Here is a 25207-nt window from a genome sequence, read left to right as displayed (position 1 = left end):
TATGAAATACAATGTTTTGGCCTCGGGTCTTTTGGGCATGGCTCTCACTTTCCTTCCCGGAGCGGTCCATGCTCAGGTTGGGCCGGACGACGTGGAGAGTTTTGAGGACTACGTCGTCAAAGATGGAGACACCTGTACGTCTATCGCGCGGCAGTTCTACGGAGATGTCTATGCCTACGATATCATCCATGCGTTCAACGATTTAAGCGCGACCGCGTACGCGTGTACTCCCGGAACCGCTTTGAAACTTCCGAAGCTAAAGCCTCGCCCAGAGGCTGCGGTACAACAAGCGTTCGGAGCCGTGAAGTCAGCGGGACCGGAGACGCAATGGCAAGACGCTGAGCGTGGCATGCCGCTTTTTCGTGCGTGGAAAGTCAACACGCTCGAGGAGTCGAGAGCGGAGCTCGCGTTCCGAGATCAGTCTGAACTTGCGATGAGTGAAAACACGCTGGTTGTGATCTACGGTCCACGAAAGGCCGATGTTCTGGCGCGTAGCGTGCCTCGCGCCCAGGTCGAAAAAGGTAAGCTCAAGGCTCGCCTCACCCAGCTTTCGGGCGGGATTGACGTGGAAACACCCAGTGCTCAGGCCGAGATGGAGGCAGGGGTCAAACAAGTCAGCGTAGACGACGATGGCACGACGCGTGTGGAAAATCAGAGCGGTTCTCCAATTCGAGTTAGCGGCAAAGGTAAGTCACAGGGACGCAACGTTCAGGTGAAGGCAGGATTCGGAACACGCGTAGTTCAAGATAAAGCGCCCGAGCGGCCAAGAGCACTGCCTGAAACGCCAAAGTGGACCGACGAATCTCAGACCTATGGCCTTACCTTGGGAGATACGCCGGCATCTATTTCAGCGACATGGGAGCCGATAAAGGATGCTGAGCGATACTATGTGGAACTGAGCCGAGACATGAAGGGAGCTGACGTGTTCTTTTCTGGGTTCGTGGCGGCCGACGTTCGACGACTGGAAGTCAAGGAGCTGCCTCCCGGCACGTATTATGCCGCAGTTTCGAGCGTAGATTCAGAGCTCTTTGAGAGTGTGCCATCGAAGCCCAAGGTGTTTCAGGTCGAGTCAGTCAAAGTCTCTGAGAATGGCATGGTTTCAGGCGCATCGAACGCTCTCTGGCTAGGTGCGTCGCTCAGTGCTCCTCCGGGGAAAAAGTGTGGTGTTGAGGCGATGGGCCCGCGCTTTGAGATCAAGCAGGTCGGAAACCTAACCGTCAAATGTGAAGGGCAGGGACGTAGCGCTTCCTTGGCACTCAAAAGCGAGCCGCCAAAGCCCGTTGAGCTTCCGGAGTCTGTACAGGCGGAGCGCGGCGAGGTCCTGGGGCTTTCATTGCGGTTTGAGCCGATTCGCACAAAAGGTCTGCGTGTCGAGGCGCCTGAGGGCGTAATCGTCAATGCCTTTGGAAGCGAAGCCCCTGACGAATTGCTCGTGCAAATTGTACCCAACGCCGAGGCTGTGGACGGTGAGTTGCGCTTGATGGCCTACGATACGCCTATCGCCACGATTCCGCTAAAGGTGGTGGAACCTGAGGCGAGCGACGCTGATTCGTCGGGGCCGCCCGTGTGGACCAGTGCTCTCGCGGGCTGGAGTGACGACGGACTCAACTTAGACTTGCGCGTTGGTGTACTCACCACACCTTGGTTCGCCGGGGAATTGCGGCTTGCGCCGGGTTTGCTCAACGAGGACCAGGGCTTCTTCTTTGAAGGCGGTTTTCAGTTCTTGCTGGGTCTTCTCGATAGTAAAGTTGCGCCTCATATTGCAGCTGGAGTTCATGCTCGCGCTGCCACCAATGAAGATATCTCCCCACTCTTAAGAGGTGGTGTCGGCGTGGCGTTCAAGCCAGGTGAATCACTTAGATTGCGCCTTGAAACGGGCGTGAGCATCCTACCGGACGAGGATTTCCGCCTGCCTTTCTTCTTGGCGGGTGGTGTGTCGTTTGAGTGGTGAAAGATGTTCGAAAATTGGGTTGGAATCGACTGGTCCGGCGCCGCAACGCGTGCCGACCGGGTTAACCTCGCCGTTGCTCGCGGGGACTTAGGAGGGTTGGAGTTAGTCAGGCCGCCTAGCATGAAGCGGAAATGGACACGAAACGAGGCTCTTGAGTTTCTCTTTGAACTCCTAAAGCATCCCGAACCTCATCTGATAGGTGTGGACGCGGCTTTTGGATTTCCAGCCGGGTTTGCTCGCGCGTGGATTGGCGTGGAGGACTGGTCGGCCATGGTTAAGGAGTTTGGCCGTCTGGAGCGAAAGCACGAGCGAGCCCGAGACGTGGCGGCTGCGATCAATGAGCAGTTTGAGGGGGGGCCGTTTAGGTTTAACGAGTCCAGAAACGATCGGCGTTTCTATCTCGCCCATGACGTGGCCTATTTCAGGCAAACGGACCTTTTGACGCCTCAATGCTTGAGCGCCTTCTACATGGGGTCAGGTGCTGCGGTCGGCTTTCATACGGTCACATTCCTAGCATGCATGTCTGAACTCATTGAGGCGCGGGAGCGCGGTGAAGTGGACTTTCAGGTCTGGCCGTTCGAAGGCGAACTGAGGGGCGTACATACCTTTGCGGAGGTGTACCCCGCGTTGCTTGAGATGCCTGACGCGAGGGATGACCTAAGTGGTGACGAGCGGGACGCAATGAAGATTGTTCAGTTCTTGAGAGATGGGCGATATGCCTTTGAAATTCATGCGTTTGACCTCGGCCGGCACCTCTCGTTCTCCAGAAATGCTCAGATTGCGTCCGAAGGTTGGATTCTGGGCCCTTTGGGCAAATGATTCCGGCCTGTGATTGAGTCAGCGTGGGTATTACGCTACGATCTTAACCATTGAGCGAGTTATCAATTTTCAAAGAGGTTAAGATGGTCCGAAGTACTATGGGCGCATTCGCTGTCATGGTTGCGGCTCTGGCATTTGCCGGCTGCAACGTATCTGATCCGCAGGTGGCGGAACCCGATCCGTGTGTGGGCATTTCATGTGGACAGAATGGCGAATGCTCTACGGGAGACGAAGGGCCGGTTTGTGAGTGCGATGCGGGTTACGCGGGTGACGATTGCTCCGCATGCGCGTCCGGATTTGTGCAGGACGGAACTTCCTGCGTTGAGGGTTGCACGGCTGAGACCTGCGGTGAAAACGGAACGTGTGGTGCCGACGGCATTTGTGCGTGTAATGAAGGGTATAGCGGCGAAGGCTGTGGGGCATGCGCGCCGGGCTATGTGGAAGCCGAAGGGGCGTGCGCACCGGTTGTGACCTGTGAAGAAGCCGACCCTTGCGGTGAGCAGGGTACTTGTTCGAACACTCCGACAGGAATCGAGTGTGCGTGTGAAGACGGCTACGACGGCGACCGCTGTGACCGTTGCGCAGACACCCACTATCTCTCTCCAGACGGCGAATGCTTGATGCGTGAGACATGCGAGACTGACACATGCAGCGCCCGAGGCGAATGTGACGATTCGAGCGGTGCTATCGAGTGTGAGTGTGACGCTGCCTACGGCGGAGACCGCTGTCAGGAGTGCTACCCAGGCTATGTTGAGGATGGTGGCGAGTGTGTCGTGGCTCAAACCTGTCAGCCCGGAACGTGTTTTGGAAACGGACTTTGTGACGACTCGAGTGGCCTCGTTGCATGCACTTGCAACTTTGGATATCGCCAGCCATTCTGCGACGATTGTGCGCTTGGTCATACCGGGGCGGATTGCTCCGAGTGCTTGCCGGGTTATTCGTTGGTTGGCGACTCATGTCAGCCGGTTTGCGCCGACGGACTTTTTGTTGAGGGCGAAGTTTGTGAAGATGGAAATACCGATCCATCGAATGGACAAACGGATTTCTGCTCCACGGATTGCACCTTCACCAACTGGCCAGGGCCCTGGCCCGGCTTCATTCCCACCTCTTATTCAAACACGTGGTGGAGTTGGAGGGGAATCACCATCAATGGCGACAGTTCGAGGTACAAAGTCGTTTCACCAGGCGAAGAACTCGCCATCGGCGGGGCGTGGACTTTCGATAAGTCTGTCTCTGGTTGTCCCACCTGTGTAACCCAGTTTTACCTTGGTTTCTGGTCTGAGGATCCTGCCAATCCTTCCAATGGTTCTCCACTATGGTGTGAAAAATCTGCTCAAACAACCTCGGCGCCTGTCGCCATCTCAGCAACCACAACGGCTCCGAGTGAACCCGGCGTCTACTACTTGAGGCCGGGTCGCACCTGGCACTTCGACTGTCAGCCTTCGTTCGGCGACGTAGGCCCGGCCGGTAACCTCTTTGTGATCTACGTGCAAGATGAATAAGAAACTCGTCTCTTGGTTATCGTTTCCACTGCTTCTTTTCTCATGTTCGGAATCACCCTCGACGGTTGATCCCTCTGTGGACGCCGGCTCGGTGGATATGGCGGATACTGGAGATGTCTCTGAGTCGTGTACCCGTTCTGTTTACGGTTCAGGGACGATTGAGTCGTCGATTCAGTCAGGTGGGCTTGAGAGGACCTTTAGAGTTCATGTACCGCCTGATTCGGCCATGGATGCTGGGCTTCCTCTCGTGTTGGTGTTTCATGGGGGAGGCGGCAGTGGTGAACAAATCGAGCTCCGTTCGTCGAGATTCTCTGAACTAGCTGACGAGGAAGGATTTGTTGCTGTCTATCCGGACGGCACGGGCACGTTGAAGACGTGGAATGGAGGCGGATGTTGTGGCGCTGCGGTGCGAGAGGACGTGGACGACGTTGGATTTGTCCGCGATCTTTTAGACCACCTCGAGGAATCTCTTTGCATTGATTCATCAAAAGTTTTTGCCACCGGCATGAGCAATGGCGGCATTCTTTCACACCGTTTGGCGTGTGAACTTTCGGATCGAATCGCCGCCATCGCCCCTGTGGCGGGCACCAACATGACAGACGTATGTACGCCGTCGTCGCCTGTTTCTGTCCTTCAAATCCATGGCTCGGAGGATGGCCATGTTCCGTACGAAGGAGGCGAGGGGTGTGGTCTTGCAGGTGTCCCGTTCACGTCGGTTCCGGATACGATGGAAGGTTGGGCTACACGTATGGGTTGCGACGCCGAAGCTGTGGCCGGGCAGGAGATTGGTGACGGGGCTTGTCGTGCTTGGACGGGCTGCGAAGGTGCAAATGTGGAACTCTGTGTCATCGAGGGTGGTGGACACAGTTGGCCAGGCGGCGTTCAAAGGTCTGGCGTCATCGATTGTCCTTCCGATGGCATTCAGAGCACTACCTTCGATGCGAGCCGTGTGATCTGGGACTTCTTTGTACGGGTAGACGGCTCAGAGGATTAGGAGCAGCGTGTAGGTGATGAAGATTCCGAGAAGGAATCCGCCCTCCAAGCGCGTGACTTTCATCCCCGATTTCATCAATGGGAAGAGCAAGAGCGCCACGCCCAAGAACCACCACACGTCGCGCGTAAGGATCTCGGCCGGCACTTCGAGCGGCAGGATGAGGGCCGTAGAACCAAGAATTCCGAGGACATTGAATATGTTTGAGCCTACCACGTTTCCGACGGCGATATCGGCCTGACCTTTGCGCGCAGCCATGATGGACGTGATGAGTTCCGGGGTGCTTGTCCCAGCCGCTACGATCGTAAGTCCAATGACTGCGTCTGAGATTCCTAAGCCCGAGGCGATTCCCACGGCGCCGTCCACTAGGAGTGTCGATCCGGCAGCGAGCAAGCCGACGCCCACGGCAATCGCAAGTACGTTGTTGAATATTGCGCGGCCTCCAGTAGCGCCAAAAGTGGCGGTGGTGAGCTCCGGCGCTTCCGCTTCAGAGGCCTGTCTGCCAAGCCACACCGCGTAAGCTGTAAACGCCACCATTGCTACCAGAAGTGACGCCCCCTCGACTCGGTCCACCAGAGCATCGCGCGACAAGAGAAAGAGTTGGAAGGAAGCCAGAAACATCACCGGCCACTCCATCCGAATCGTATTTCCATGAATGTTCAAGGGGGCAATGAGGGCCGTAAGCCCGAGGATTGCCGCGATGTTGAAGATATTTGAGCCTACAACATTGCCGATAGCGATTCCTGCGCTTCCCGCATATGCCGCTTGCACCGAGACCACGAGTTCGGGCATGGATGTGCCTGCTGCGACGATGGTCAAACCCACGACCGCGGGAGAGAGCTTGGCCAGGAGCGCGATGCCCGAAGCGCCGCGTACTAAACCTTCACCTCCAACAATCAACAACAAGAGTCCCAGCGCCACAAATATCCAGTCCATAGGCTAAATTCGCCTCCATGAAGGGGTTGGCGATAAGCTAAGAACAATTCGTGAATTATCGAGCTGCTTTTTTTGCACAAACAAAAATGTCTTGAGTTTAGCTCGATTAATCTTTCGTTTTATTGCAAGATGCAAGGGTGTTTGTTTTAATAGTGACAAAATGCTTGAGTTGAACATTGTAAGTGCGGGGCCGTCGGAGCTGGTTGATGCAGTCAGGAGCCACCTCGTGGATGGCCTTCGATCTCCCATTCCATTGCCCACATGCGACGCAGCTTTGACCCGCGCTTTGGAGCTGGGTGATGTGCGCGCTGAAGCTTGGTGCAGGTTGCTTCGAGGCGATGCCTATAACCGTGAGTTGATGCTCGCCCGCGCTGCTGGTGAGTTGTCTCAGGCGATTACACTCTTTTCTGCGATCGATGATCCCGAAGGAACGGCGATTTCACTCTGGCGAAAGGGCAGCGTGTGGTGCCGGATCGGGGATTTGGACAACGGGCGCCTAATCCTCTCGCAGGGGCTCGAAATCGCGAGAACACACGGTCTGCGTCTGATTGAAGGTGTTTGCCTTTCTAACCTCGCGTTTACCTGGGGTTCAGAAGGGCATGCGTCTCAGTTTCGAGAACTGACCGAACGTGCGTTAGAGATTTTTGATGAGATCGACGATGTCTCACGGAAGACCCTTGGGTATTGTAATCTCGGTGGAGCGCTTTCCAGGCTCGGTGAGCTCGATGCCGCAACTGATGCCTACATGCAGGCGAGAAGTTTGGTCCAGGCAGATAAGCAGCCGCTAGTTCACGCTTTGATCGAGGGAGGCCTTGGAGAAATCGCGATGATTCGTGGTGACCTCGAGGAAGGAACGCGTCGAATCACCGGGGCGGCAGAATTTCTTCGTACGCATAGACTATTTTACGATGCCGTTCGGCAAGATGTTTTGCTCGCCCGTGGATATTCGTTGTGTGGGCGAGTGCAGGAGTCTATCGAACTCTACCGAAAGGCACTCGAGGAGGCGCGCGAGCGGGGATACAGCGCGATTCAAATGCAAGCCCTGCATTCCATCGCTCGCATGCTCGGTGAAACTGGAAAGTGGGAGGAGGCGTACAAGACGTTGAAAGAGGCTTGGGAGCTCAAGGATGTTGCGATCAATGAGGAGTCCAAGCAGCGCTTCGAAGTCTTGAGGGATGTAAATCTGGGTACTGCTATTGCCCAAGACAGGTTGAAGGCCAACGAGCTCGCCGAGATCAACAAGAAGTTGAGTGCCACCTTGGCCGAATTGGACCAGGCGAATCTGCGGCTCGAGGAATTGGCCAAACGCGACCCATTAACCAAGGCCCTTAATCGCTACGGGTTTGAAACAGCGGCGGCACCACTGCTTGGTGCCCTCTCAAACTCCCAGGGCCTGGGTGTACTCTGGGTAGACGTGAATGACTTCAAATCCATTAATGACACTTGGGGCCACGGGGTCGGAGACGAGGTACTTATTGAGATTGCCCGCCGTCTAAAAGTGGCTGCGCGTGAAACAGATGTGGTCTCCAGATTCGGTGGAGACGAATTCGTGGTGCTGATTGCCGATGTGCATGAAGTTGACGCGGTCTTTGTGTCCGAGCGATTCAAGCGAGAGCTCACGTCAGCTCCTGTTTCCACCTCACTTGGCCCGGTCAAGGTCGGAGTGAGTCTAGGGCTTTCATCGGTGTACAGCGCGGACGATCTGGAGCGTGCAATGCTGCGTGCGGACTCGTTTATGTATCAAGACAAACGTGGCACAGGGTCGTGGCATGCGGTGGATCCCGACACAATTTCGATCGCGATGGAAGAGTCTGAGATTCTTAAGGACTAACCAGCCAAATCCAGACGAGTCCAACACACGTGGTGGATAGTGCGATCGGAAGGCCGACGCGAAGGTGTTGCCAAAATCCAAAACCTCCCACCTCATTGCCTGCTTGCGCCACGATGATATTTGCCGCGGAACCCAGAATTGTGAGGTTGCCGGCGAAGGTAGATGCCATGGCCAGCACCGTCCACCCAAGTTCGGGAGAAGGCAGGCTAGAAATCTGGTCCTGCACCACCAGTATGAAAGGGACGTTCGAGACAAGGTTTGACCCGACGAGGAAAACGCCACCGAGTTTGAAGATCCCCAGCTCTCCATTTGCCAAAGCGATGATTGGAAAGGCTTGAAAGAAGTAGTCGCTCGCGCCACTTGAGCGAAGGCCCTCGACTACGACAAACAGGCTCGCGAAGAAGAGGAGCAACGCCCAATCAATGTGCTGCCACAAAGACTCAGCCTCGCTCTTGTGCAAAATCATCAACACTGAGAATCCAGCCGCTGCAGTCCACGAAAGTGGTGTACCCAGTGAGTAAGCGACGGCGGTGAGCGCGATGACTGAGAGCGTTAAAGCGTGCGAGCGGTTAAAGGTGGTTTCATCCGAGTGGCTTGGCTGGCGAGTTCGTTCACGAAGGCTTACGCGGAAGGTCCAGACGATAATCAGGTGATTAAGGGCAAGACCCACCAAGGCCACGGGTGCCATCAGCAACACGTAGTCCAAGTATCTCAGACCTCCCAACAAGCCGCAGAGCATGTTTTGAGGGTTCCCAACGAGTGTGGCGACGCTCCCCGTATTCGCCGCCGTGGCGAGTCCCAGGAGAAAGGGCAGTGGCGGAAGTTCATGTTCGCGGACGAGTGCGACCACCAGAGGCGCTCCGAGCACGCAGACTGCGTCGTTCGTGATAAAGGCGCTCAGGATTCCTGCACCCCAGATGATGGCGCCGAGAAGTTTTCGAGGCGAGTGCGCAAAACGAGCGAGTTTGGATTGCAGGACTGTGAAGAAGCCGTCGACAACCAGAAAGGCCCCCATGCCCATGACGCCAAGGAGAAGGAGTAGTGTGTCCCAGTCGACCGCGTGTATTGCTTGCTCAGGCGCGAGGACTCCAAAAGCCACGCACGCAACGGCGCCCAAAAGGGTAACCGCGGGACGATCGAGGCCAAAAACGCCGATTCTACGAGCAGAAACGGCCAGGTAAACGAGGGCAAAGATGACGAGCCCGCCAAGGTTCATAAAACGTTGACAACCATGCCTTCAAAGGACCCTTCGGTCACTTCGTAGGTCCAATCGCCCTCTCTCCCGGAGGCGAAAGTGCCTTCACCAGACATGGTAAAGGTTCCGGAAATGGTCTTGCTCTGGGCAATTGGACCATCCTCGATGGAAGTAATCACGAGCGTTCCACTCGAGTGTCTAGCCTCACCATCGTAAGTACTCTCTAGGTCGGTGAAGACCAGGGAACCCGTAGCCGCCGGATATTCGATGTTCTCGATTAACGCGAACTCGTAGGTGCCTTCACCCACCATCTCATCCGTAGTGCCAACTCCGAAAGAAAGGGTCACCGTGTGGCCCGAGACCTCTGATGAAGCGGAAAACGTGAAATTGTACACTCCGCTAGAGTCAGGGGTTGAACTTAGCGTTCCAACGGGGCGTTCCGCTGCGAATGCCCACGGCGTTCCGAGCCCTTCAGAGATGTTAATCTGAGCCTGCATTGCGACAGGTTGGTCTTGGTCCTCTGGAGGATTGTTTTGGCCTGGTGGATTGTTTTCGGCGTTATTATTGGTGCCTTCGGTATCGTTCGAGTCCCCGCAGCCCGCCAAGATTAGAGAAAGTAAACAGATCAAGATAGTCTTCATGCGTCCCTCGTGTCGTTGAGCCCACTCTTTTTAAGCAGATGCAAGAGTTTCTCGAAACTTGCGTTTCCGCGCAACCCCTCTTGATGACGTTCGACGAGTTCTAAGAGTTCGTCACGAAACCCCAGCTCGGAGGGGTTGAGAAGCGCCGCGAAGGTCTTATCGAAGAAAAACGCGCTCCGCGTGGCGCTGTGGTAGAGCATGGCGTCTAGAAAGAGTTCGAGGCGCCTTGCCGCGAGCGCAATGTCAACGTCTTTGCCATTCGGGACATGCATCGGATAGAGGTCTAGGTCGCCATCAAAAAGCGCATTTCTCAGGGGTTCCGGGCGAACCATCAAAACCGTTCCGATTGGGCTTTCGAGCTCTTTCTGGCTGGTGGTGTCTCCAAGGGAGCGCCTGACGTCATCCAAAATCCTGAGAAAGTTTGCGTCTCTAAGGCCAAAGCCCACAAAAACCATATGTTTGGTAATGAGAAGCGCTTGAACGATACCGGCGAGGGCGGTTCGTCGTTCACCAAATCGCAGATAATCCTCGCGAGATAGGACGAGGCGTCCGCGCTGGATGCAGCCGTGAAGCTTCAGAAGCCATCTCTCGGCGTTTAATCCGCGATCGTGGGGCAGCACCGCCAGTTTGCCAACGACGCGCTCAGCGGCGAGCTCGTAAAGCGTGTCGTAGTTAAGGGTGACGGCGGCTTCGTGAGGAGTGGACGCGAGGAGGGTGTGCTGCAGGGAGCATTCTGGGACGTCCAGAATCTCGTTGATAATCGCCTTGAGGTTGTCGCGACCACCCAGTCGCCGCTCTAGGAGCGAGCCCGCGTCCATGGCGTCCAAAGACTCAAGGGCGTCGAGCTCCTCAAGACTTAAACCCGCTCTCTCTCCAAGTAGCCTAAGAAACGCGTTCCAGGTCGGAAGGCCTGCCCCAACGCTGACTCCAGATCCCATGAAGATCACGAGCTCGCCTCGCCGCGCACGCTCCCCAAGCCTTTCAGCCACTTTGAGCAGCTCCTCTGGCAAGTCCCAGATCGGCCCGTTGGACTCGAGCGCACGTTCGCGCGCGTACTGAGCGGCCGCAAACGAAGGTGCGTCATAGAGCGTGTAGACGATATCTACATCGAACTCTTTGACCAGTTTGAGAAGATGGGAATAAAGCGCGCTCAAAACTGCGGCCTTCTCCTCCCATTTACCGCCCATTCCGGTGCCTACTGCAGGAACGCCCAATAGCGGTTTCTTGCGGTTTGAACGTTCCCTTGCCCAAGGGGCTGCTTCGCGAACAAATTGAGTTACCGCATCCAAGTACCATTCGATCGTATGGTCTTGGTCGCTTCCCACGTTCGCGAGCCATGGCATGGACGCCCCCGGCCATTGGTCAAACCTGAGGACACGCTTTTCAGCCGACTCCCAGCGCGCTTCGGCAAGTGGGGCCTGAACACTCTCTCGCCATCTGGGAGGAATCCAAGATTTGACGAGATTAAAGTTGGTATCTGAGGGTAGAAACCAGGCGTCAGTCTTGAGCCTCGCGAGGTCACCTTGAACAACAAAAACGTGGCCACCGAATTGAATTTCTGACACAACAAACTCTCATCAGGACTAGCATTGGATCTGCGGATTAGCCGCCGAAGAGGGAATGCTCAAGGTTGACTCAGAAGTCAAGTCCGGGCGATGTTTGGCGAGTAAGAACCACCTCCAAAGGAGCGTGTTGTGAAACGACAAGAACTCAAGGTCCAAGTGGCCGAAGCCGACGTGGACGACGTCATCGAGATCGCGGCTAAAATGATGGCCGAAGAAGAGGGACAACTCTCTTTGACGGAGCTTCAAGAGGTCGGCGAAGAGTTGGATATCCCGGCGGAATACGTCGAACGCGCCCAGAAGGAGCTAGTCGAGCAACGCAAGAGGGAGAAGGCAGAGCTTGAAGCCAAGGTTGCTTTTAAGCGCAATGTCTTCTTGGCAGGCGGTGGTGCGGCGGTGGTCTTGGTCCTTGTGCTTGGGGTCGGGACGATGACCACGGGCTCGACTTTGGCCGCCATTCACGCGGATGTCGAAGCGGCGAGGGCACAGGTGGAGAATGTAAAGGCTCGAAAAGCGTCCGTGGAAGAATTGTACAAGGGGCAGCCTGATTCGCCGGATAAAATGGCGGAACTGATGGGGGCGGAAAACCGTGTTCGCGTCGAGACTAAGCGGTATTCTGAGGCTGCAGCAGCTTATAATCGCAAAGCCGGTGGATTTTTCTCCGGCATGGCGCGTGCCGTCAAAGGCCTTCCTGCCGAAGTTCCAACTACTCCCTGAGGCTGAGTTCTACCAGCTGCTTCCGGCACCGCCCCCTCCCGAAGATCCTCCACCAAAACTACTTCCACCCGAACTAGAGCTAGAGCCCGAGCTGGAGCTAGAACTGGAGCTCGAACTTGGAGGCGTCTTCACAGGAAGCGTGCGGTAGGTCACGCTATGGTGATTACAGTGTCTGCAGTCTTCGGTGATTCGCGCGCGTCCTGTAGATGTGTACGTCGGATAGACCTCGGTGACCTGAGTGACTTTCATGGTCGCGTAGCTGCACTTTCTGCATTTTGAATAACCCGAGAACCACTTGTTGACGCGTAGCAATTTGGATGTGTCGCAGTCCGTGCAATACCAGTATTGCCAGTCCGCGGAGCCGAGCTGCTCTTCCATGTACTGTCCGCGGTCAAGGTGTTGATCATCCTCAACCTCGGAGAGCATTTGCATCTTCTTCTTGCACTCCACACATGTGCGGTCTTTTCGATACTTCCAGGCCGAGCCAGCCCCAGCCAACCCAGCACCACCTAACCCAAAGACGGCAAGCCACCACGGGACTTCTGAATCTGAACCTTGGGAGCCGCCGTAGCTTCCGGAATAACTCGACTGGTATTCCTGAGTAGTGACGCCGGCGTTATTATCCCTGACCCTTTGGATGCTTTTTTCTGTTCCAACGAAGAGGCCTTCTCCGAAGTTTCCAGCCTTGAACCTGGGGATCATCTCCGCTTCTTGCATCCTTTTGAGCCAACCGTCCGGAAGCACTGCTTCCATGCCATAGCCGGTTTCCATCTCGAGTCTTCGGGCGTCCTTGACCATCAGGATCAGCAATCCATTGTTGGCTTTTGCGTGGCCGATTCCCCAATGGTTGAAGAGGTCCGTTGCAAAGTCTTTGGGGGAGGGACTGGCCGTGATAGTATCGACCGTGACAACGGCGATTTCAATGGTCAACTCTTGATGCGCCGTCTCGATCAGTTGATTGAGCTTTTGCTCGACAACAGGATCGATCATGTCAGCGAAATCCGTGACCCAGAGGTTTTGGTCACGTGGGTTCGGCACGTTTTCCACTTCAATCGCGAGAGCTTGGGTAGCAAAGACACACGAAAGAAAGAAAACGACGAATTTCATGACACAAGCTCCAGGTATTTGGGGTCTTCCTCTTCGAAGAGGTCGGCTCCAATCGCCTCCAGACCCATTTTCAAGAGGGTACGTGCTCGTTCCTCGTCTTCAAGTTCATAGCAGCATTGGCCGATACGAAGGAGAAGAAAAGGTTGATAATGTTGATGTGCTGCTCCAAAGATTTTCTGAGCGGATTCAAAGGTTTCTAGAGCCTTTTCAAAATCTTCGTTGAACCAGTGAACATCGCCAATGGCGGCGAGCACTTCATAGGTGACTTCGTAGTCGTCGCGGGGCTCAGGAATGAACCCGAGTGCCCGCTCGAACTCCTCGAGAGCGCGGTCTGAGCGATCGCCGTCCAAGAATTCGTTCCCCTTTTCAAGGGAGATTTTGACGCGGTCGTAGAGAGATTTTGGGAGCTTTTTCATGGTTGGAAGTTCAACTTTACGTCGTACGGACGGAATGATTCGTCGCGCACCAGGGCGGAATTGCCAATTTGTCCGTACTGATTGGAGCCCCAACATTTGACGTTGGAGTCGTCCACGAGTGCGCACGAATAGTTTGCTCCGGCTGCCACCGCGGTTGCACGGACGATTTCATCGTTCGTATCGAGGTAAAGACTCACTGGGTCGGTCCAGCCGTTGTCCGTGCCGTCTCCGAGCTGTCCAAAGGCGTTTAGGCCAAAGCATCGCACGTTGCTCGCCATCAGGTTCGGGTCTTCTACCACAGCGCACACATGATTTGCACCCGAGCCAAGGTAAAGAGCGCCTTCTGTCAAGCCGACCTGTACGGGGCTAAGGGCCGCTCGGTCCACGTAGATATTCGAGATTGGGTAAGACTCACACTTTCCGCTCACGGGTCCACAAACCTCGTTGTTTCCGCAGCCCTCGTCGCACTCTTTGTTTGTTACGGTCGTGGTGTAACGGGCGATCGGGTAGACAGGCGCCAAAGGGTCAGCCTTCGGGAAGATTGCGCAAGACTCGCCGTTTCGGAAAATCGGATTGTTGTTGTTGTCTACGGTTCCCGTGTCCACAGGGCAATTTGATGTTGCCGTGGGTTGTCTCACCAAGGAGCCCCAACACCAGACGTTATCGTCAACGTCGATGGCGCATGTGTGGTCTCGGCCAGCGGTGATGAAGACGCTTTGTGGAAGCGTCGCCACCTGGACAGGCACTTGAGAGTAGGTCGCGAGGTCGAGATTTGCGAAGGACGCACCGTCAAAGGCGAAAGCTTCTATAAAAAGTGGGTTCTGGGTCTGCAGGTTTCCGAGCTGTCCGAAGCGGTTTCGACCCCAGCACCACACGGTTCCATCGGCTTTGAGAGCGCATGTGTGGTGGAGGCCGGCGGCCAATTGCACCACGTCGGTTGTAAGGTTATCCACGGGGTTTGGAACGCCCACTTTGGCTCCGAAATTCAAGCCGGCGCGACCCACCTTGCCGTACGTGTTCGAGCCCCAGCATCGCACGCCACCATTGACCAAGGCGCAGACGTGGGTCTCGCCCACGACCACTTGGGACGCACCGCTGTTGATGGCTGGAGAACCAGGTGAGCGATTGTCCACCGTGGTTCCAACGCCGAGCTGTCCTTCCGCGTTAGAGCCCCAGCAATGTACCGCTCCGGTATCTGTCACCGCACAGGTGTTTCCGAACCCGGCGGCGACATCTGCCACGCTTGGCAGGCCGGTGATGTTGACCGGGTTGTTTCGTTGAGTGGTCGTACCGTCACCGAGCTGGCCGAGGTGGTTTCGGCCCCAACACTTGAGGCGGTCGGTTCCCATTGCGCAGACGTGGTCTACGCCGGCGGAAAGTTTTTCTACGCAGAAGGAGGAACACGTGATGGTGCCACCGCAGCCATCAGGGTGCGTGCCGCAAAGAAGGCCCTCGGAGGCACATGTGACGGGCGTACAACCGCAGGTGTTTTCGGTGCCGCCTCCGCCGCAGGTGTCGAAGTTGGTACACACAGCGTCTTCGAGGCCACAGTTGATGGTTCTCGCGTCGTTACAGTTGTCCACGACGTCGAGGTCACCGCATTCAGCTCCAGCAGCGGTACAGATGGATTGTTCTGAGTCACCCGTGCATCCACACTGGCCCTCAACGCCTCCACCACCGCAAGTTTCTGGGTCTATGCAGGTTCCACACTCAGGTATCGTGCGGGTGACTCCACATTCGTCTACGACTTCGAGTGGTCCACATGCCGTGTTGTTCAACTGGCAGAGTTGTGTGTCGGAAGCCGCCTGACATCCACACTGGCCTTCGACACCGGCACCACCGCACGTCTCTAGTGCTTCACACACTTCTTCTTCGAGTCCGCAATCGATCGTGCGCTCGGCCCCACAATTATCGTCAGCTGTCAGTTCTCCGCACTCCCATGAATTGCGTGCGCAAAACTCCTCGTCGGTTTCGGGTACACACGAACACATGCCTGCGACTTCCTCGCCGCATGTTTCCCCAGCACCGCAGACGACTTCGGGGTCACCACAGTTAACGGTACGTTCCGTGCCGCAGTTGTCGATGTCCACCCACTCGCCGCATTCAACCCCAAGGCGGATGCAAAAATCGAGTTCGGTTTCGGCGATGCAACCGCAGCTGCCCGGCGTTTCCGCGCCGCACGTTTCGTACTCGTTGCACGCGGTTTCGTCGGCATCGCAATTGACGGTACGCTCCGTGCCGCAGTTGTCGGTTTGGGTGAGTTCACCGCACTCGTAATCTGCACGTGCACAAAATTCGGCGTCAGTCTCAGCTTCGCATCCACACACGCCTGCTTCACACGTTTCAAAAGCCTGGCAAACCGTGGCGGGGTCGCCGCACGATTCGATACTTCGCTCGTCTCCACAATTGTCGATGTCGGTTAGAGGTCCGCAGACGTACTGAAGTCGAGCGCACATCGCTTCATCGGTTTCGGCCTCGCAGTTCTGGTCAACTCCGTCGTCGCCCGTGCCTGCATCGTCCTCTGGGGGAAGTTCATAAAAGTTGTTGCCCTGAGGCGTTTGCGGATCATCCGAACAAGCGGAGAGCACAAGAAGACCAAATAGTATGACCAGCTTCTTCATGGGATTTGCCAATTTCTGGGTTAGACGTTGTAAAGAGGCTCGCATAGCGAAGCCGGAAGGTCAATTCTGACCTCTATGTGTTTCAAAAAATCTCCACCCAAAGGTGTGGCATTCTTCCCTACATTCTGCTACATGCTCGCCGTGTGCCCTGGAGGGACAGGGTGCTAGATAAAGGGAGATAATTTATGAAGAAAATGATTTGGTTGGTTGGATGTGTGCTTGCGCTGAGTGCGTGTGCTGAGGGTGAGTCTGATTCGGGGCCAAAGCCGCAGGCGAATCTCGATGCCGAGCATCTCGAGGAGAAAGCCGACGGGATTTCGAACAGGTGGACTACGGTTATCTCTGAGCTTCCGCTCAATGACTCCGTTGAAGCCACGATTGACTATCCTGACTGGTTCCACGGCTACACCCTTTCGCTTGAGGCGGGTCAAGAGATCTCGCTTAGGGTGGCTGTTGAGGAAGAGAGTATGGTGAGATTCTACGGCCCCAAGACTCACACGGGTTGGGACGGTGCACCGAAGTTTGGCCGAGCTCTTTTGGCTCAGGACGTTCCAGCCGGCTACATGGTGAGCTTTGAGTACACCGCGGACGAGGCAGGGGATTTCATGGTCGTGGTGGGCCCGAAATACGTCTGGCGTGCGAACTACTCGATCACAACCGAGTCCGAGATTCGCTGTGATTCTGACGACCAATGCCCATCGTCGATGTCGTGTGAGCACAACGGCGTCTTCTGCATCACATCCCCATGTGACGTGAGCTACTCGGTATGTGTGCCTCGCGAAGAATGTGCTTTTGATGAGGACTGCGACTCGGGATGGTGTGCGTACACCGAAGATGGGTCACGCGCATGTAAAGACTACGTCAAAGAAGGGGAGTCGTGCGGCGGATTCCGCATGGCACATCTCATTGACAATTGTGAGCCTGAGCTCATCTGCGCGGCGCCCTACGATATCGTGGCCGATGTCCCGGGAGTGTGTGCAATGGCCGAAGTAAGCGTTGCTGAATTGCGCGCAAACCCAGAGCTTTACAACGGTCGCGTGGTGGTGGTTCGAGGTGCGCTCAAGACAGGTTACGGCTTTTGCACCAAGATGGCCTGTCCTGACACGAACCCTTGCTGCAACTCATGTGGCTCGGAGCTTCTCTTGGTGGATCAGAGCGCCGACTCACCTGATTCAGGCATTGGTTTCCACGAGAACGGTCAAGCGCTTGGATGCTCAGGAAACGAGTGCAATTTCATGGACAATTGTGACGTAGACCCTGGCAACGTTTGGACCGTTGGCGAATTCCGATGGGACGCCGAATGGCAGACCATGACGTTTGACGCAAAGTCTCGTTGGGCGCGCCCCTAATTCAATCGGGTTTTCGCTCTAAGCCGAGCGCCTGATTCAGCACAAAGTCTGGGTTCTTCTCTAGGTACTTGTCGTAGGCGAGGAAACCTAGACATGCTGCTGTGGAGCCGTAGGCATAGACGTAGAGCTCGATGCCTGCGCTAAAAACCAGACAAACTGCAGTGATGGCATAGATGAAGGAGGGAAGGCCGAACCGTCGATCTACGGCCATGGCTAACATTACGAGGCCAACCGAATAGATGGCTGTTTCGGCTGCTGCCGCGATATGAAGCGGTACTTCGTCACGCAACGACGTACTCCGGGCTCCCATGCCCATCACATACATTGCCAACATCGCCTTGATGAAGATTCTGGTCGCCTTATGATCCTTGTAGAATCGGTACGTGAACTTCAGGCCGCCAATCAGCACCGGGAGAAACACCAATCCGATGAGATTTGAGATCAGAATCATCGGGTCTTTTGAGACTTGGGCCAAGGTTTCGGGGGGATTCCAGTCTTCGAGGAATCGAATGAAAAACGGGGAGGACGCCATGGCGAGTGCCAGGACGCCGATCACTACACGCCGAAACCGTACGCTGACCTTGACGTCGTAATCGTAGGCCATCTGAGCGAGCTCAGTTTGCTCCTTTTCGAAGCTCTTCCATGCCTCGTCGACCCGCCCGACGAGCTCCGAGGTCGGTGACTTCATCTCGGCCACATAGCGCTTGGCCGACTTCAAGTCTCCAGTCTCGAGGTCGTGTTCAACTCTCCAGACGAGGAGCTCATCGAGGAGGCTCGCGGCGTGTAGGTTCTGTTCCCAGATATCTAAAGCACTCATGAAGCCGAATCGAATTTCCAAGAATCGCGATTCAAACTCGGCATCCGGGGTTGCACTTTTCAAGGCCGAAAACTTCTCTTCGGCAGCATCCGTCAGAAAGATTGAGCTTCGGTGGGTCAAGAAGTCGGCGAGCGCAAGCCTCAGATCTTCCACCGAATCGAACCGCTCCGTGGGCTCTTTGGCCATGGCGCGTTCACAAATCGCTCGCATTTCGTCCGGAAAACTCTCGGGATAGGCGCGTGCCCCGCCAGTGTACGAAAAACTCAAGACTTCGAAGAGTGTTTTGCCCTGATTCGGCGGTTTGCCGGTGAGCGCGTGAAAGATGGTTGCGCCGAGCAGGAAGATGTCGGTGTGATGGCCGAGTCCTTGTCCGCTACCGATCGTCATCTCAGGGGCCATGTAGACCGGCGTCCCGACTACGGCGTTCGCCTCGCTCGCGAGCGGCACGTTCTTCAAAGAACTCTGCGTGGTGACTGCCAGCCCCCAGTCCAGAAGGTAGACCTCGCCGAACTCCCCGATCATCACGTTTTCCGGCTTGATATCGCGATGTAGAATTCCTTTCGAGTGAGCAAACTCGACCGCTCGGCAGACCCCGATGGCCGTGTTCAAATGGAACTCAAAGGGCTCGCCGGGAACGGGGTTTTCGCCGTTTAGGAAGGACTCCCAGGTCTTTCCAGCGATGCGTTTCATGACGATAATTGGACGCCCATTGGTATCTTGGCCGATCAAATGAACCGGTGGGACGTTCGGGTGTTCCACAAGACCCATGGCGCGGGCTTCTTGAAGTAGGGCGAGGTTCGCGGACTTTGAATTGATATCAGAGTTGACGGTCTTGATGGCGACTTCTCGGCCAAGCGCAGGTTGCTGCGCAAGGTGCACCACGCCCATTCCGCCGCGCCCGATCTCCGATGAAAGCTGAAATTGTGCGCCAGCTTCGTCCAACGATAGTACCGGAAGCGAGGCCCTAAGCGTGTCGCGCTGGTCCTCTAGAGGAAGACCAATCGTTGCGCCCAGGCCCTCAAGTGGTGCCGTTTTCTCCAGGTCTAGTGTTTCGAAAATCTGCGTGTAGGCATTCAAAGTAGGTCCAAAACGGCGGTGTGTGCGGCAAAACGGGCGGATTGTTTACCGATTTTGGTCGCGCAAATCTCTCAATTGATTCTATAAGAAGCGTCTAAATCTTTAACCCATGACCTCAAAGGAGTCCATCTGATGGCTGATAAGACGATTGCAACGATGATCCAACGCCGAGTCAAAGAGTCACCTTCGGACGCGGCGATTCGCCACAAAGTAGGGTCCGACTGGAAAGACATCGCGTGGAGCGATTTCGCTAAACGCATGGAGAATATCGCGTCAGGCCTACTCACGGCCATCGATATCCCAGACCGTGCTGCTGTGTCCATCTTGGGAAACACCACAGCGAATTGGATCGCGTGTGATTTCGCGGCACTCTCGGTTGGTTTGAGAACTGTGCCCGTTTACGCGTCCTTGTTGCCAGAAGAAGTTGGATACCTCCACACCGATACCGAAGCGGTGATCGCGATTTGTGAGGACAAAGCTCAACTTGAGAAAGTCCGTGAAATGCGTGGAGGCTTTAACTTCTTCGACAAAGACTATTCGGCCGACGATGTGAAGGTTCAGCATATCGTGGTGATGGACCCGACCGGTATCGATCCCGCGGATGATTGGGAGAGTTTGGCCGACCTCGAGGCTCGCGGCGCGGAGAAGCTCGCTGAGACCGAAGCAGATCGAAAGCGCCGGTTTGACCAGCCTGAGCGTGATGATGTGGCAACGTACACCTACACGTCAGGAACGACTGGGCCTCCGAAAGGCGTCATTCAAACACACGGCAATATGTTGGCGATGCTCGAGAGCGCTCTCGCGACCGGTATCTTCCAGTCCTCGAACGTCTCCGCGGGTGGATTTTTCCTCTTCCTACCGCTAGCCCACTCGTTCGGACGCTTGATCGAGCTCGCTGGACCGTTCTTTGGAAGTCCTATTGTGATTTCGAGTGTGCCTACGCTGGGTGAGGACCTTGGAGCGACGCGCCCGGGCTTCCTCCCCGCTGCACCTCGCGTTTACGAAAAGATGATGTCCAAGATCGAAGCGAAAGTCGCCGGTGCGCCGCCGATTCGACAAAAACTTTTCCATTGGGCTATCAACACTGGCAAGGAAACCATTCCTTATCGGCAGAAGGGCAAGCCAATTCCGGGTGGGCTAGGATTTAGGCTCAAAATCGCGGACAAACTCGTGCTCTCAAAGCTTCGAGCAGCGCTCGGTTTTGACCGAGCCGAAGTCTTACTGTCGGGTTCTGCACCACTTAGCGTGCCCGTCCACGAGTTCTTCCTCGCCATGAACCTCAATCTCCTCGAGGCCTATGGACTCACGGAGACGTGTCCTGGATTGACCGCAAACCTGCCTGATAACTTCCGTCTTGGAACGGTGGGTATGGCCTTCCCAAATGTGGAAATCAAGATTGCGGACGATGGAGAGATTTTGGCAAAAGGGCCCAATATCACTTCGGGCTATCTCAATCGCCCCGATGCGACCGCTGAGGCCTTTGATGACGAAGGTTGGTTCCATACCGGCGACCTTGGTTCCAAAGATGAAGACGGCTTCGTCAAGATTACGGGGCGAAAGAAAGAGCTCATGAAGACCAGCGGCGGCAAGTATATCGCACCAGCCAAGCTCGAAGGTCGTCTGAAGTTGATGCCTATGATTCAAGAGGCCGTTGCCATCGCTGACACCTACAACTACGCCACGGCTCTTATCGCGCTCGACCCAGAAGAGCTTGATGAATGGGCAAAGCAGAACGGCGCGGAAGCCGACCCGAATAGCGAAGCCGTGCGCGCCGCTGTTCAGGCGCACGTGGACGAAGTCAACTCAACACTGGCTTCTTACGAGACGGTGAAGTACTTCCGAATCATCCCCATGTTGACGGTAGACAGTGGGCTTATGACCGCATCACTCAAGGTCAAGCGTGGCCCTGTGGTGGAGCGGTACAAGCATCTCGTCGACGAGATGTACAAAAACTCCTGAGCTCATTTGGGCTTGTGATTTTGCACTGTCGGGGGCGTTACATCGCCTGATGCCTGAAATTTGAGGGCTTCAGGATGCGCGGTGTAGTGCGCCCGGACCACTTTTGCGAGCTCGGCCCTGGTGCGGTCGTCCACAGGGGCCGGGTGCAGGTTGGGAAGCGCTTGAATGAGGCCCTTCAAGAGCGGCTTTTGGATAGGTGGCATATGCTCAGCCCAGGACTTCAGGAGCTCCTTGTCCACGTGAGACGGAAGGGAGGCCATAATGCCCACGTCGTTTTGGTCGTGAACCAAAACACCGGAAGTTGTCCCACGGTCGAGCGTCAAAACCTGGAAGAAATACGTCGTGTGGTACTCGAGCTGTTTCGCGAGATCAGCTTCACTGTATTTGAGGTGGATTGAATCCTCGAGAATTCCAGAATACACATCGATAACGGCCTCACCAAACCTGAGTGCGAACTCCAAGTCCTTCTCGAAATCGTCCGTGTGATAGGCTTCCAGATAGTAGTGCGCCACGCCACGGTGCCGATTAAGCGCTGGAATGAAGAAGTATCGATCTCCCTGCGCCTCTGCATAATCGACAAGATGAGCACAGCACGGCCGAACCGCCGCTCGGAATCTAACTTCGTGCTCTTTGACCGGATTGGACGGATTGAGGTCGGCCATTAGCCTCCAGTAGAATCGCCCATCTTTCATATGAGTAAGGCTGATATGGCAGTGAAGCGAAGGTGCCAACGGATTCTTTGGATGAATGATGGTGGATAGCGCCGTGGCGCTTTGAAGACTTCGGGCTGGATCATCGTCGTAATGAACAGAAGATACGTTGATGGAAGCCCGGTCATAGTGTGGACCTAGTGAGGTAGCTCTGCGTAAGCCTCCACCGTGTTTTCCCTCGTCTCGAAGCCACGAGAAAGTCTGCAGCTCATCTTGAATGGATGGAAGTTTTTGCTCAAACGCATGTTGAAGAGACAACACGAGTTCGAGTGCCGATTGACCCTCAGTAGTTGAAGGAGTGGTTGCCCCATTCGGAAGAGATTGCATGTCGCCCTTATTCGTCCAAGACTTGCCTGATTACACTCAATAGCGTTGAGGCAGAGTATGGCTTAGGTACGAAATGCTTCAAGTCTAAATCGGACGAGCTCGCGGCTCGGTTTGCGAAACCGCTCGACCCGATAATCTTAACGTTGGGGTCCATCGCCCGAAGCGCGGCAATCGTAGACGGGCCATCCATGATCGGCATGGCCATATCCGTAATCACCAACGACACCTTGCCGAAATAGTTTGCGTAGACCGACACCGCTTCGGCCCCGTGTTCGGCCAAGAGGACCTGGTAGCCAAAGTGTTGCAGCGTTCGTTCAACCATCAGACGGATATCGGGCTCGTCATCCACAACTAAGATAAGCTCGCCTCTTCCCTTGGGAATGAGCTCGGCAGGTGCAAAAGGCTCACTGACTTCGCTTAGGGTGTCTAGAAGCGCCGGGAGATAGACGTGAAACGTGGATCCTTCGCCGAGCTCCGAATAGACCCGAACAAATCCACCGTGCCCTTTGACGATGGAATGCGTGGTCGAGAGACCAAGGCCGGTGCCCTTTCCAACCTCTTTGGTCGTAAAGAATGGCTCGAAAAGGTGTTCGAGCACGTCGGGATTCATTCCGGTTCCATTGTCTTTGACTTCGATTCTCACATAATGGCCAGCGTGCGCTTCATGCGTCATGCCGGCGTAGACCTCATCTACGTCCAAGTTTTCTGCGTGAATCTCAAGGACTCCACCCGAAGGCATCGCGTCACGCGCGTTGACGCAAAGATTCATCAAGACCTGATGGAGTTGTGAGGAGTCGCCCTCGACAGGCATCAAATCGCTGGAGATATGGGCCCGAATGCTGATCGACTTCGGAAAAGTTTCGCGCGTAATCCGCAAGATATCGTTGAGCAGGGAGGTCAGAGAAAGCGGGATACGGCGCCCTTCGGTGCCCCTTGCAAACGCGAGTAGTTGAGCGACCATTTGAGCGCCTCGGCGCGCGCACGATTCCACCAAGGTCACGTTCTTGGCCACCTCGTCTGGGTCCCTCTCCTCGCGAAGAAGTTGGGTTGAGAAGAGAATTGGCGTGAAGACGTTGTTCAAGTCGTGGGCGATACCCCCGGCGAGTGTACCGAGGCTATCTAGACGTTGAGCGCGCAGGACCTGGTCTTCGAGGCGACGTCTCTCGGTAAGGTCGGACATGCCGCCGATCATCCTCAAAGCGTTTCCCTGACCATCGCGTACGATATAGCCGGTTTCTTTGACCAGAGCGTACTCTCCGCCTTCTTTTTTGAAGCGGTACTCGGCTTCCCATCTAGGCGAGGTGCTATTGATCGCTTTGCGAATCGAGTCGATCACCCATTCTCGGTCGTCGGGGTGAATTCGAGCCTGCCAGGTGCTCACAGCAGACACGTCTTCTTCTGGCGAAAGCTGACCAAAGAGCTTTAAGAACCCTTCGTTCCACCAAAGCTCCTGTGTCCCGATTTGCCAGTCCCAAATCGCGTCGTTCGAGGCTGAGCTAAAGATTCGGAATCTCTCTTCACTCTCTGTGAGAGCTGCCACCGTGTCCACGAGGTCCCGGGCGAGTTGGTCCGAGCGGTCCTTCTCAAGCTTATTGTCATGAATATCGATGCCGGTCCCGTACCATTTGGGTGGCAGGGAGGAATCTTCCGACTGAGCGACGGCTCGCACAAAATGCCAGCGGTATTCGCCGTCACGGTCCTTTATTCGAAACTCGAGCTTGTAGTGTGTTCGGTTGCGGGTTGCGTTTTCCCAAGCCTCTAAGCAAGCCGGAACATCGTCAGGGTGGATCACCGACGTCCAAGCCCTTTGGGGCAATAGGCTCGAGTCCGCCCCGGTAAACTTGTAGAAATACGAGTTTGCGTAGTCCAATTCTCCCGTTGAATCCGCGGTCCAGACGATGAAGGGCATGGCGTCGGCCAGGTGCTGAAATCGCTGCTCGCTAGCCTCGAGAGACCTCTCTACGCTCAGGTCTCGTGTGATGCTGATGATGGATTCTACGCTGCCATCCTCGCCTAGAATTGGGGAAAGGCTTGTTCTGACCCAGTGATTTTCCCCTTGCGTGTCGCAAATTCTGCAGTCGAGAAATTGCAGAACCCCACTCTGCGCGAGTTCAAGGGCCCTTCGATAGGCTCCATGGTCTGCAGGGAACACAAAATCGAAGACGCTTTTTCCGATCACATCTGCTTCGGAAGTCGCGCGAAGGATTTTGAAACCGCCCGCGTTCATCTCCAGAATCTGTCCGTCGGGATCCATGGTTTTGATGCATTCAGACTCACCCTGCATGATTGAGTTGAGCTTCTTACGTGTTGCTTCAAGTTCGCGCAGGGAGTTCGTTTGTTCTGTCAGGTCCTTGTACGTGACAAAAACGGAGTCAGGGTTAAGACGTGAGTAAGTGACTTCGAAATGTTTGTCTGGATGAGCGAGGTCGCACCACGTCAAAAGAGGAGAAGATTGGTCGATAGCCTTCGCAAAATTTGGGCATTGTTCGCGAACGCGGGCGAGCAGGTCGGAGTAATTTTTCCCAGACACATCTGAATGTTCGGCCCACAACGCGTCCCACGCTGAGTTCGTGCTCAGAATTTTCCCGGAGTCTTCAATGATGGCACAAGCGTCAGGGATAGCGTTGAGCAGGTCGCCTGGTTGTACTCCGGATATGGAACTCATCTAGACGCCTTTGT

At 55.4% G+C, this 25207-nt stretch carries 18 protein-coding genes; 8 read left to right on the top strand and 10 right to left on the bottom strand.

What is annotated here, in order from left to right; translation table 11 throughout:
- The first annotated feature begins 1 nt into the window (after position 1).
- The 4 genes from FRD01_RS06125 (at position 2) to FRD01_RS06110 (ending at position 5266) form a co-directional block, all read left to right on the top strand.
- On the top strand, positions 2-1951 hold the full coding sequence (locus FRD01_RS06125; RefSeq protein WP_146958509.1) for a LysM peptidoglycan-binding domain-containing protein: 1950 nt from the start codon (positions 2-4) through the stop codon (positions 1949-1951).
- A gap of 3 nt (positions 1952-1954) precedes the next feature.
- Positions 1955-2770, top strand: a complete 816-nt coding sequence (locus FRD01_RS06120) for a hypothetical protein (protein ID WP_146958508.1) — start codon at positions 1955-1957, stop codon at positions 2768-2770.
- A gap of 83 nt (positions 2771-2853) precedes the next feature.
- Entirely contained in the window at positions 2854-4272 is a 1419-nt protein-coding gene (locus tag FRD01_RS06115; protein ID WP_146958507.1) for a calcium-binding EGF-like domain-containing protein, read from the top strand.
- On the top strand, positions 4265-5266 hold the full coding sequence (locus tag FRD01_RS06110) for an extracellular catalytic domain type 1 short-chain-length polyhydroxyalkanoate depolymerase (RefSeq protein WP_146958506.1): 1002 nt from the start codon (positions 4265-4267) through the stop codon (positions 5264-5266). Before FRD01_RS06115 ends, FRD01_RS06110 begins: the two co-directional genes overlap by 8 nt.
- Here FRD01_RS06110 and FRD01_RS06105 read toward each other — a convergent pair.
- Complete coding sequence (locus FRD01_RS06105) at positions 5255-6199, bottom strand: calcium/sodium antiporter (RefSeq protein WP_146958505.1); 945 nt, start codon at positions 6197-6199, stop codon at positions 5255-5257. The genes FRD01_RS06110 and FRD01_RS06105 overlap by 12 nt on opposite strands.
- Before the next feature lie 160 nt (positions 6200-6359).
- Here FRD01_RS06105 and FRD01_RS06100 point away from each other — a divergent pair, with 160 nt between their 5' ends.
- Positions 6360-8030 carry a sensor domain-containing diguanylate cyclase gene (locus tag FRD01_RS06100; RefSeq protein WP_146958504.1) on the top strand — a complete coding sequence of 557 codons (1671 nt, stop codon included), beginning with the start codon at positions 6360-6362 and terminating at the stop codon, positions 8028-8030.
- Here FRD01_RS06100 and FRD01_RS06095 read toward each other — a convergent pair.
- From FRD01_RS06095 to FRD01_RS06085, 3 genes are read right to left on the bottom strand one after another with little or no spacing between them, the layout of a single operon-like run.
- Positions 8020-9246: an ArsB/NhaD family transporter gene (locus tag FRD01_RS06095; protein WP_146958503.1), complete on the bottom strand. Its 1227-nt coding sequence runs from the start codon at positions 9244-9246 to the stop codon at positions 8020-8022. The genes FRD01_RS06100 and FRD01_RS06095 overlap by 11 nt on opposite strands.
- Positions 9243-9866: a hypothetical protein gene (locus FRD01_RS06090; RefSeq protein ID WP_146958502.1), complete on the bottom strand. Its 624-nt coding sequence runs from the start codon at positions 9864-9866 to the stop codon at positions 9243-9245. Before FRD01_RS06090 ends, FRD01_RS06095 begins: the two co-directional genes overlap by 4 nt.
- Positions 9863-11431 (bottom strand): SIR2 family NAD-dependent protein deacylase, encoded by a 1569-nt coding sequence (locus FRD01_RS06085; protein ID WP_146958501.1) that lies wholly within the window; start codon positions 11429-11431, stop codon positions 9863-9865. The genes FRD01_RS06090 and FRD01_RS06085 overlap by 4 nt, the downstream gene beginning before the upstream one ends.
- Positions 11432-11560: 129 nt before the next feature.
- Here FRD01_RS06085 and FRD01_RS06080 point away from each other — a divergent pair, with 129 nt between their 5' ends.
- A complete protein-coding gene (locus FRD01_RS06080) occupies positions 11561-12145 on the top strand; it encodes a hypothetical protein (RefSeq protein ID WP_146958500.1) in 585 nt (194 codons plus the stop codon).
- Between the two features lie 9 nt (positions 12146-12154).
- On the opposite strand, the gene FRD01_RS06075 is transcribed toward FRD01_RS06080, so the two are convergent.
- From FRD01_RS06075 to FRD01_RS06065, 3 genes are read right to left on the bottom strand one after another with little or no spacing between them, the layout of a single operon-like run.
- Positions 12155-13252, bottom strand: a complete 1098-nt coding sequence (locus FRD01_RS06075) for a TPM domain-containing protein (RefSeq protein ID WP_146958499.1) — start codon at positions 13250-13252, stop codon at positions 12155-12157.
- A complete protein-coding gene (locus tag FRD01_RS06070; protein WP_249756052.1) occupies positions 13249-13668 on the bottom strand; it encodes a tetratricopeptide repeat protein in 420 nt (139 codons plus the stop codon). The genes FRD01_RS06075 and FRD01_RS06070 overlap by 4 nt, the downstream gene beginning before the upstream one ends.
- On the bottom strand, positions 13665-16289 hold the full coding sequence (locus FRD01_RS06065) for an RCC1 domain-containing protein (RefSeq protein ID WP_249756051.1): 2625 nt from the start codon (positions 16287-16289) through the stop codon (positions 13665-13667). Before FRD01_RS06065 ends, FRD01_RS06070 begins: the two co-directional genes overlap by 4 nt.
- Positions 16290-16474: 185 nt before the next feature.
- On the opposite strand from FRD01_RS06065, the gene FRD01_RS06060 reads away from it, so the two are divergent.
- On the top strand, positions 16475-17638 hold the full coding sequence (locus tag FRD01_RS06060; RefSeq protein ID WP_146958496.1) for a hypothetical protein: 1164 nt from the start codon (positions 16475-16477) through the stop codon (positions 17636-17638).
- A 1-nt stretch (position 17639) separates the two neighbouring features.
- Here FRD01_RS06060 and FRD01_RS06055 read toward each other — a convergent pair whose 3' ends face one another.
- Positions 17640-19532, bottom strand: a complete 1893-nt coding sequence (locus FRD01_RS06055; protein ID WP_146958495.1) for a serine/threonine-protein kinase — start codon at positions 19530-19532, stop codon at positions 17640-17642.
- Positions 19533-19664: 132 nt separating this feature from the next.
- On the opposite strand from FRD01_RS06055, the gene FRD01_RS06050 reads away from it, so the two are divergent.
- The gene (locus tag FRD01_RS06050; RefSeq protein WP_146958494.1) at positions 19665-21491 is read left to right on the top strand and encodes an AMP-dependent synthetase/ligase; all 1827 of its coding nucleotides are present in this window, start codon (positions 19665-19667) and stop codon (positions 21489-21491) included.
- A 2-nt stretch (positions 21492-21493) separates the two neighbouring features.
- Here the strand turns inward: FRD01_RS06050 and FRD01_RS06045 are convergent, their stop codons facing one another.
- Positions 21494-22528 (bottom strand): coproporphyrinogen III oxidase, encoded by a 1035-nt coding sequence (locus tag FRD01_RS06045; protein ID WP_146958493.1) that lies wholly within the window; start codon positions 22526-22528, stop codon positions 21494-21496.
- A 7-nt stretch (positions 22529-22535) separates the two neighbouring features.
- On the bottom strand, positions 22536-25193 hold the full coding sequence (locus FRD01_RS06040; RefSeq protein WP_146958492.1) for a hybrid sensor histidine kinase/response regulator: 2658 nt from the start codon (positions 25191-25193) through the stop codon (positions 22536-22538).
- Positions 25194-25207: the final 14 nt, after the last annotated feature.

Origin of the sequence: Microvenator marinus (assembly GCF_007993755.1) — a bacterium.
GTDB classification, from domain to species: Bacteria; Myxococcota_A; Bradymonadia; order Bradymonadales; family Bradymonadaceae; genus Allomicrovenator; species Allomicrovenator marinus.
Note: the sequence above shows the minus strand (reverse complement) of the source record. Positions and strands in the feature narration are given on the sequence as shown.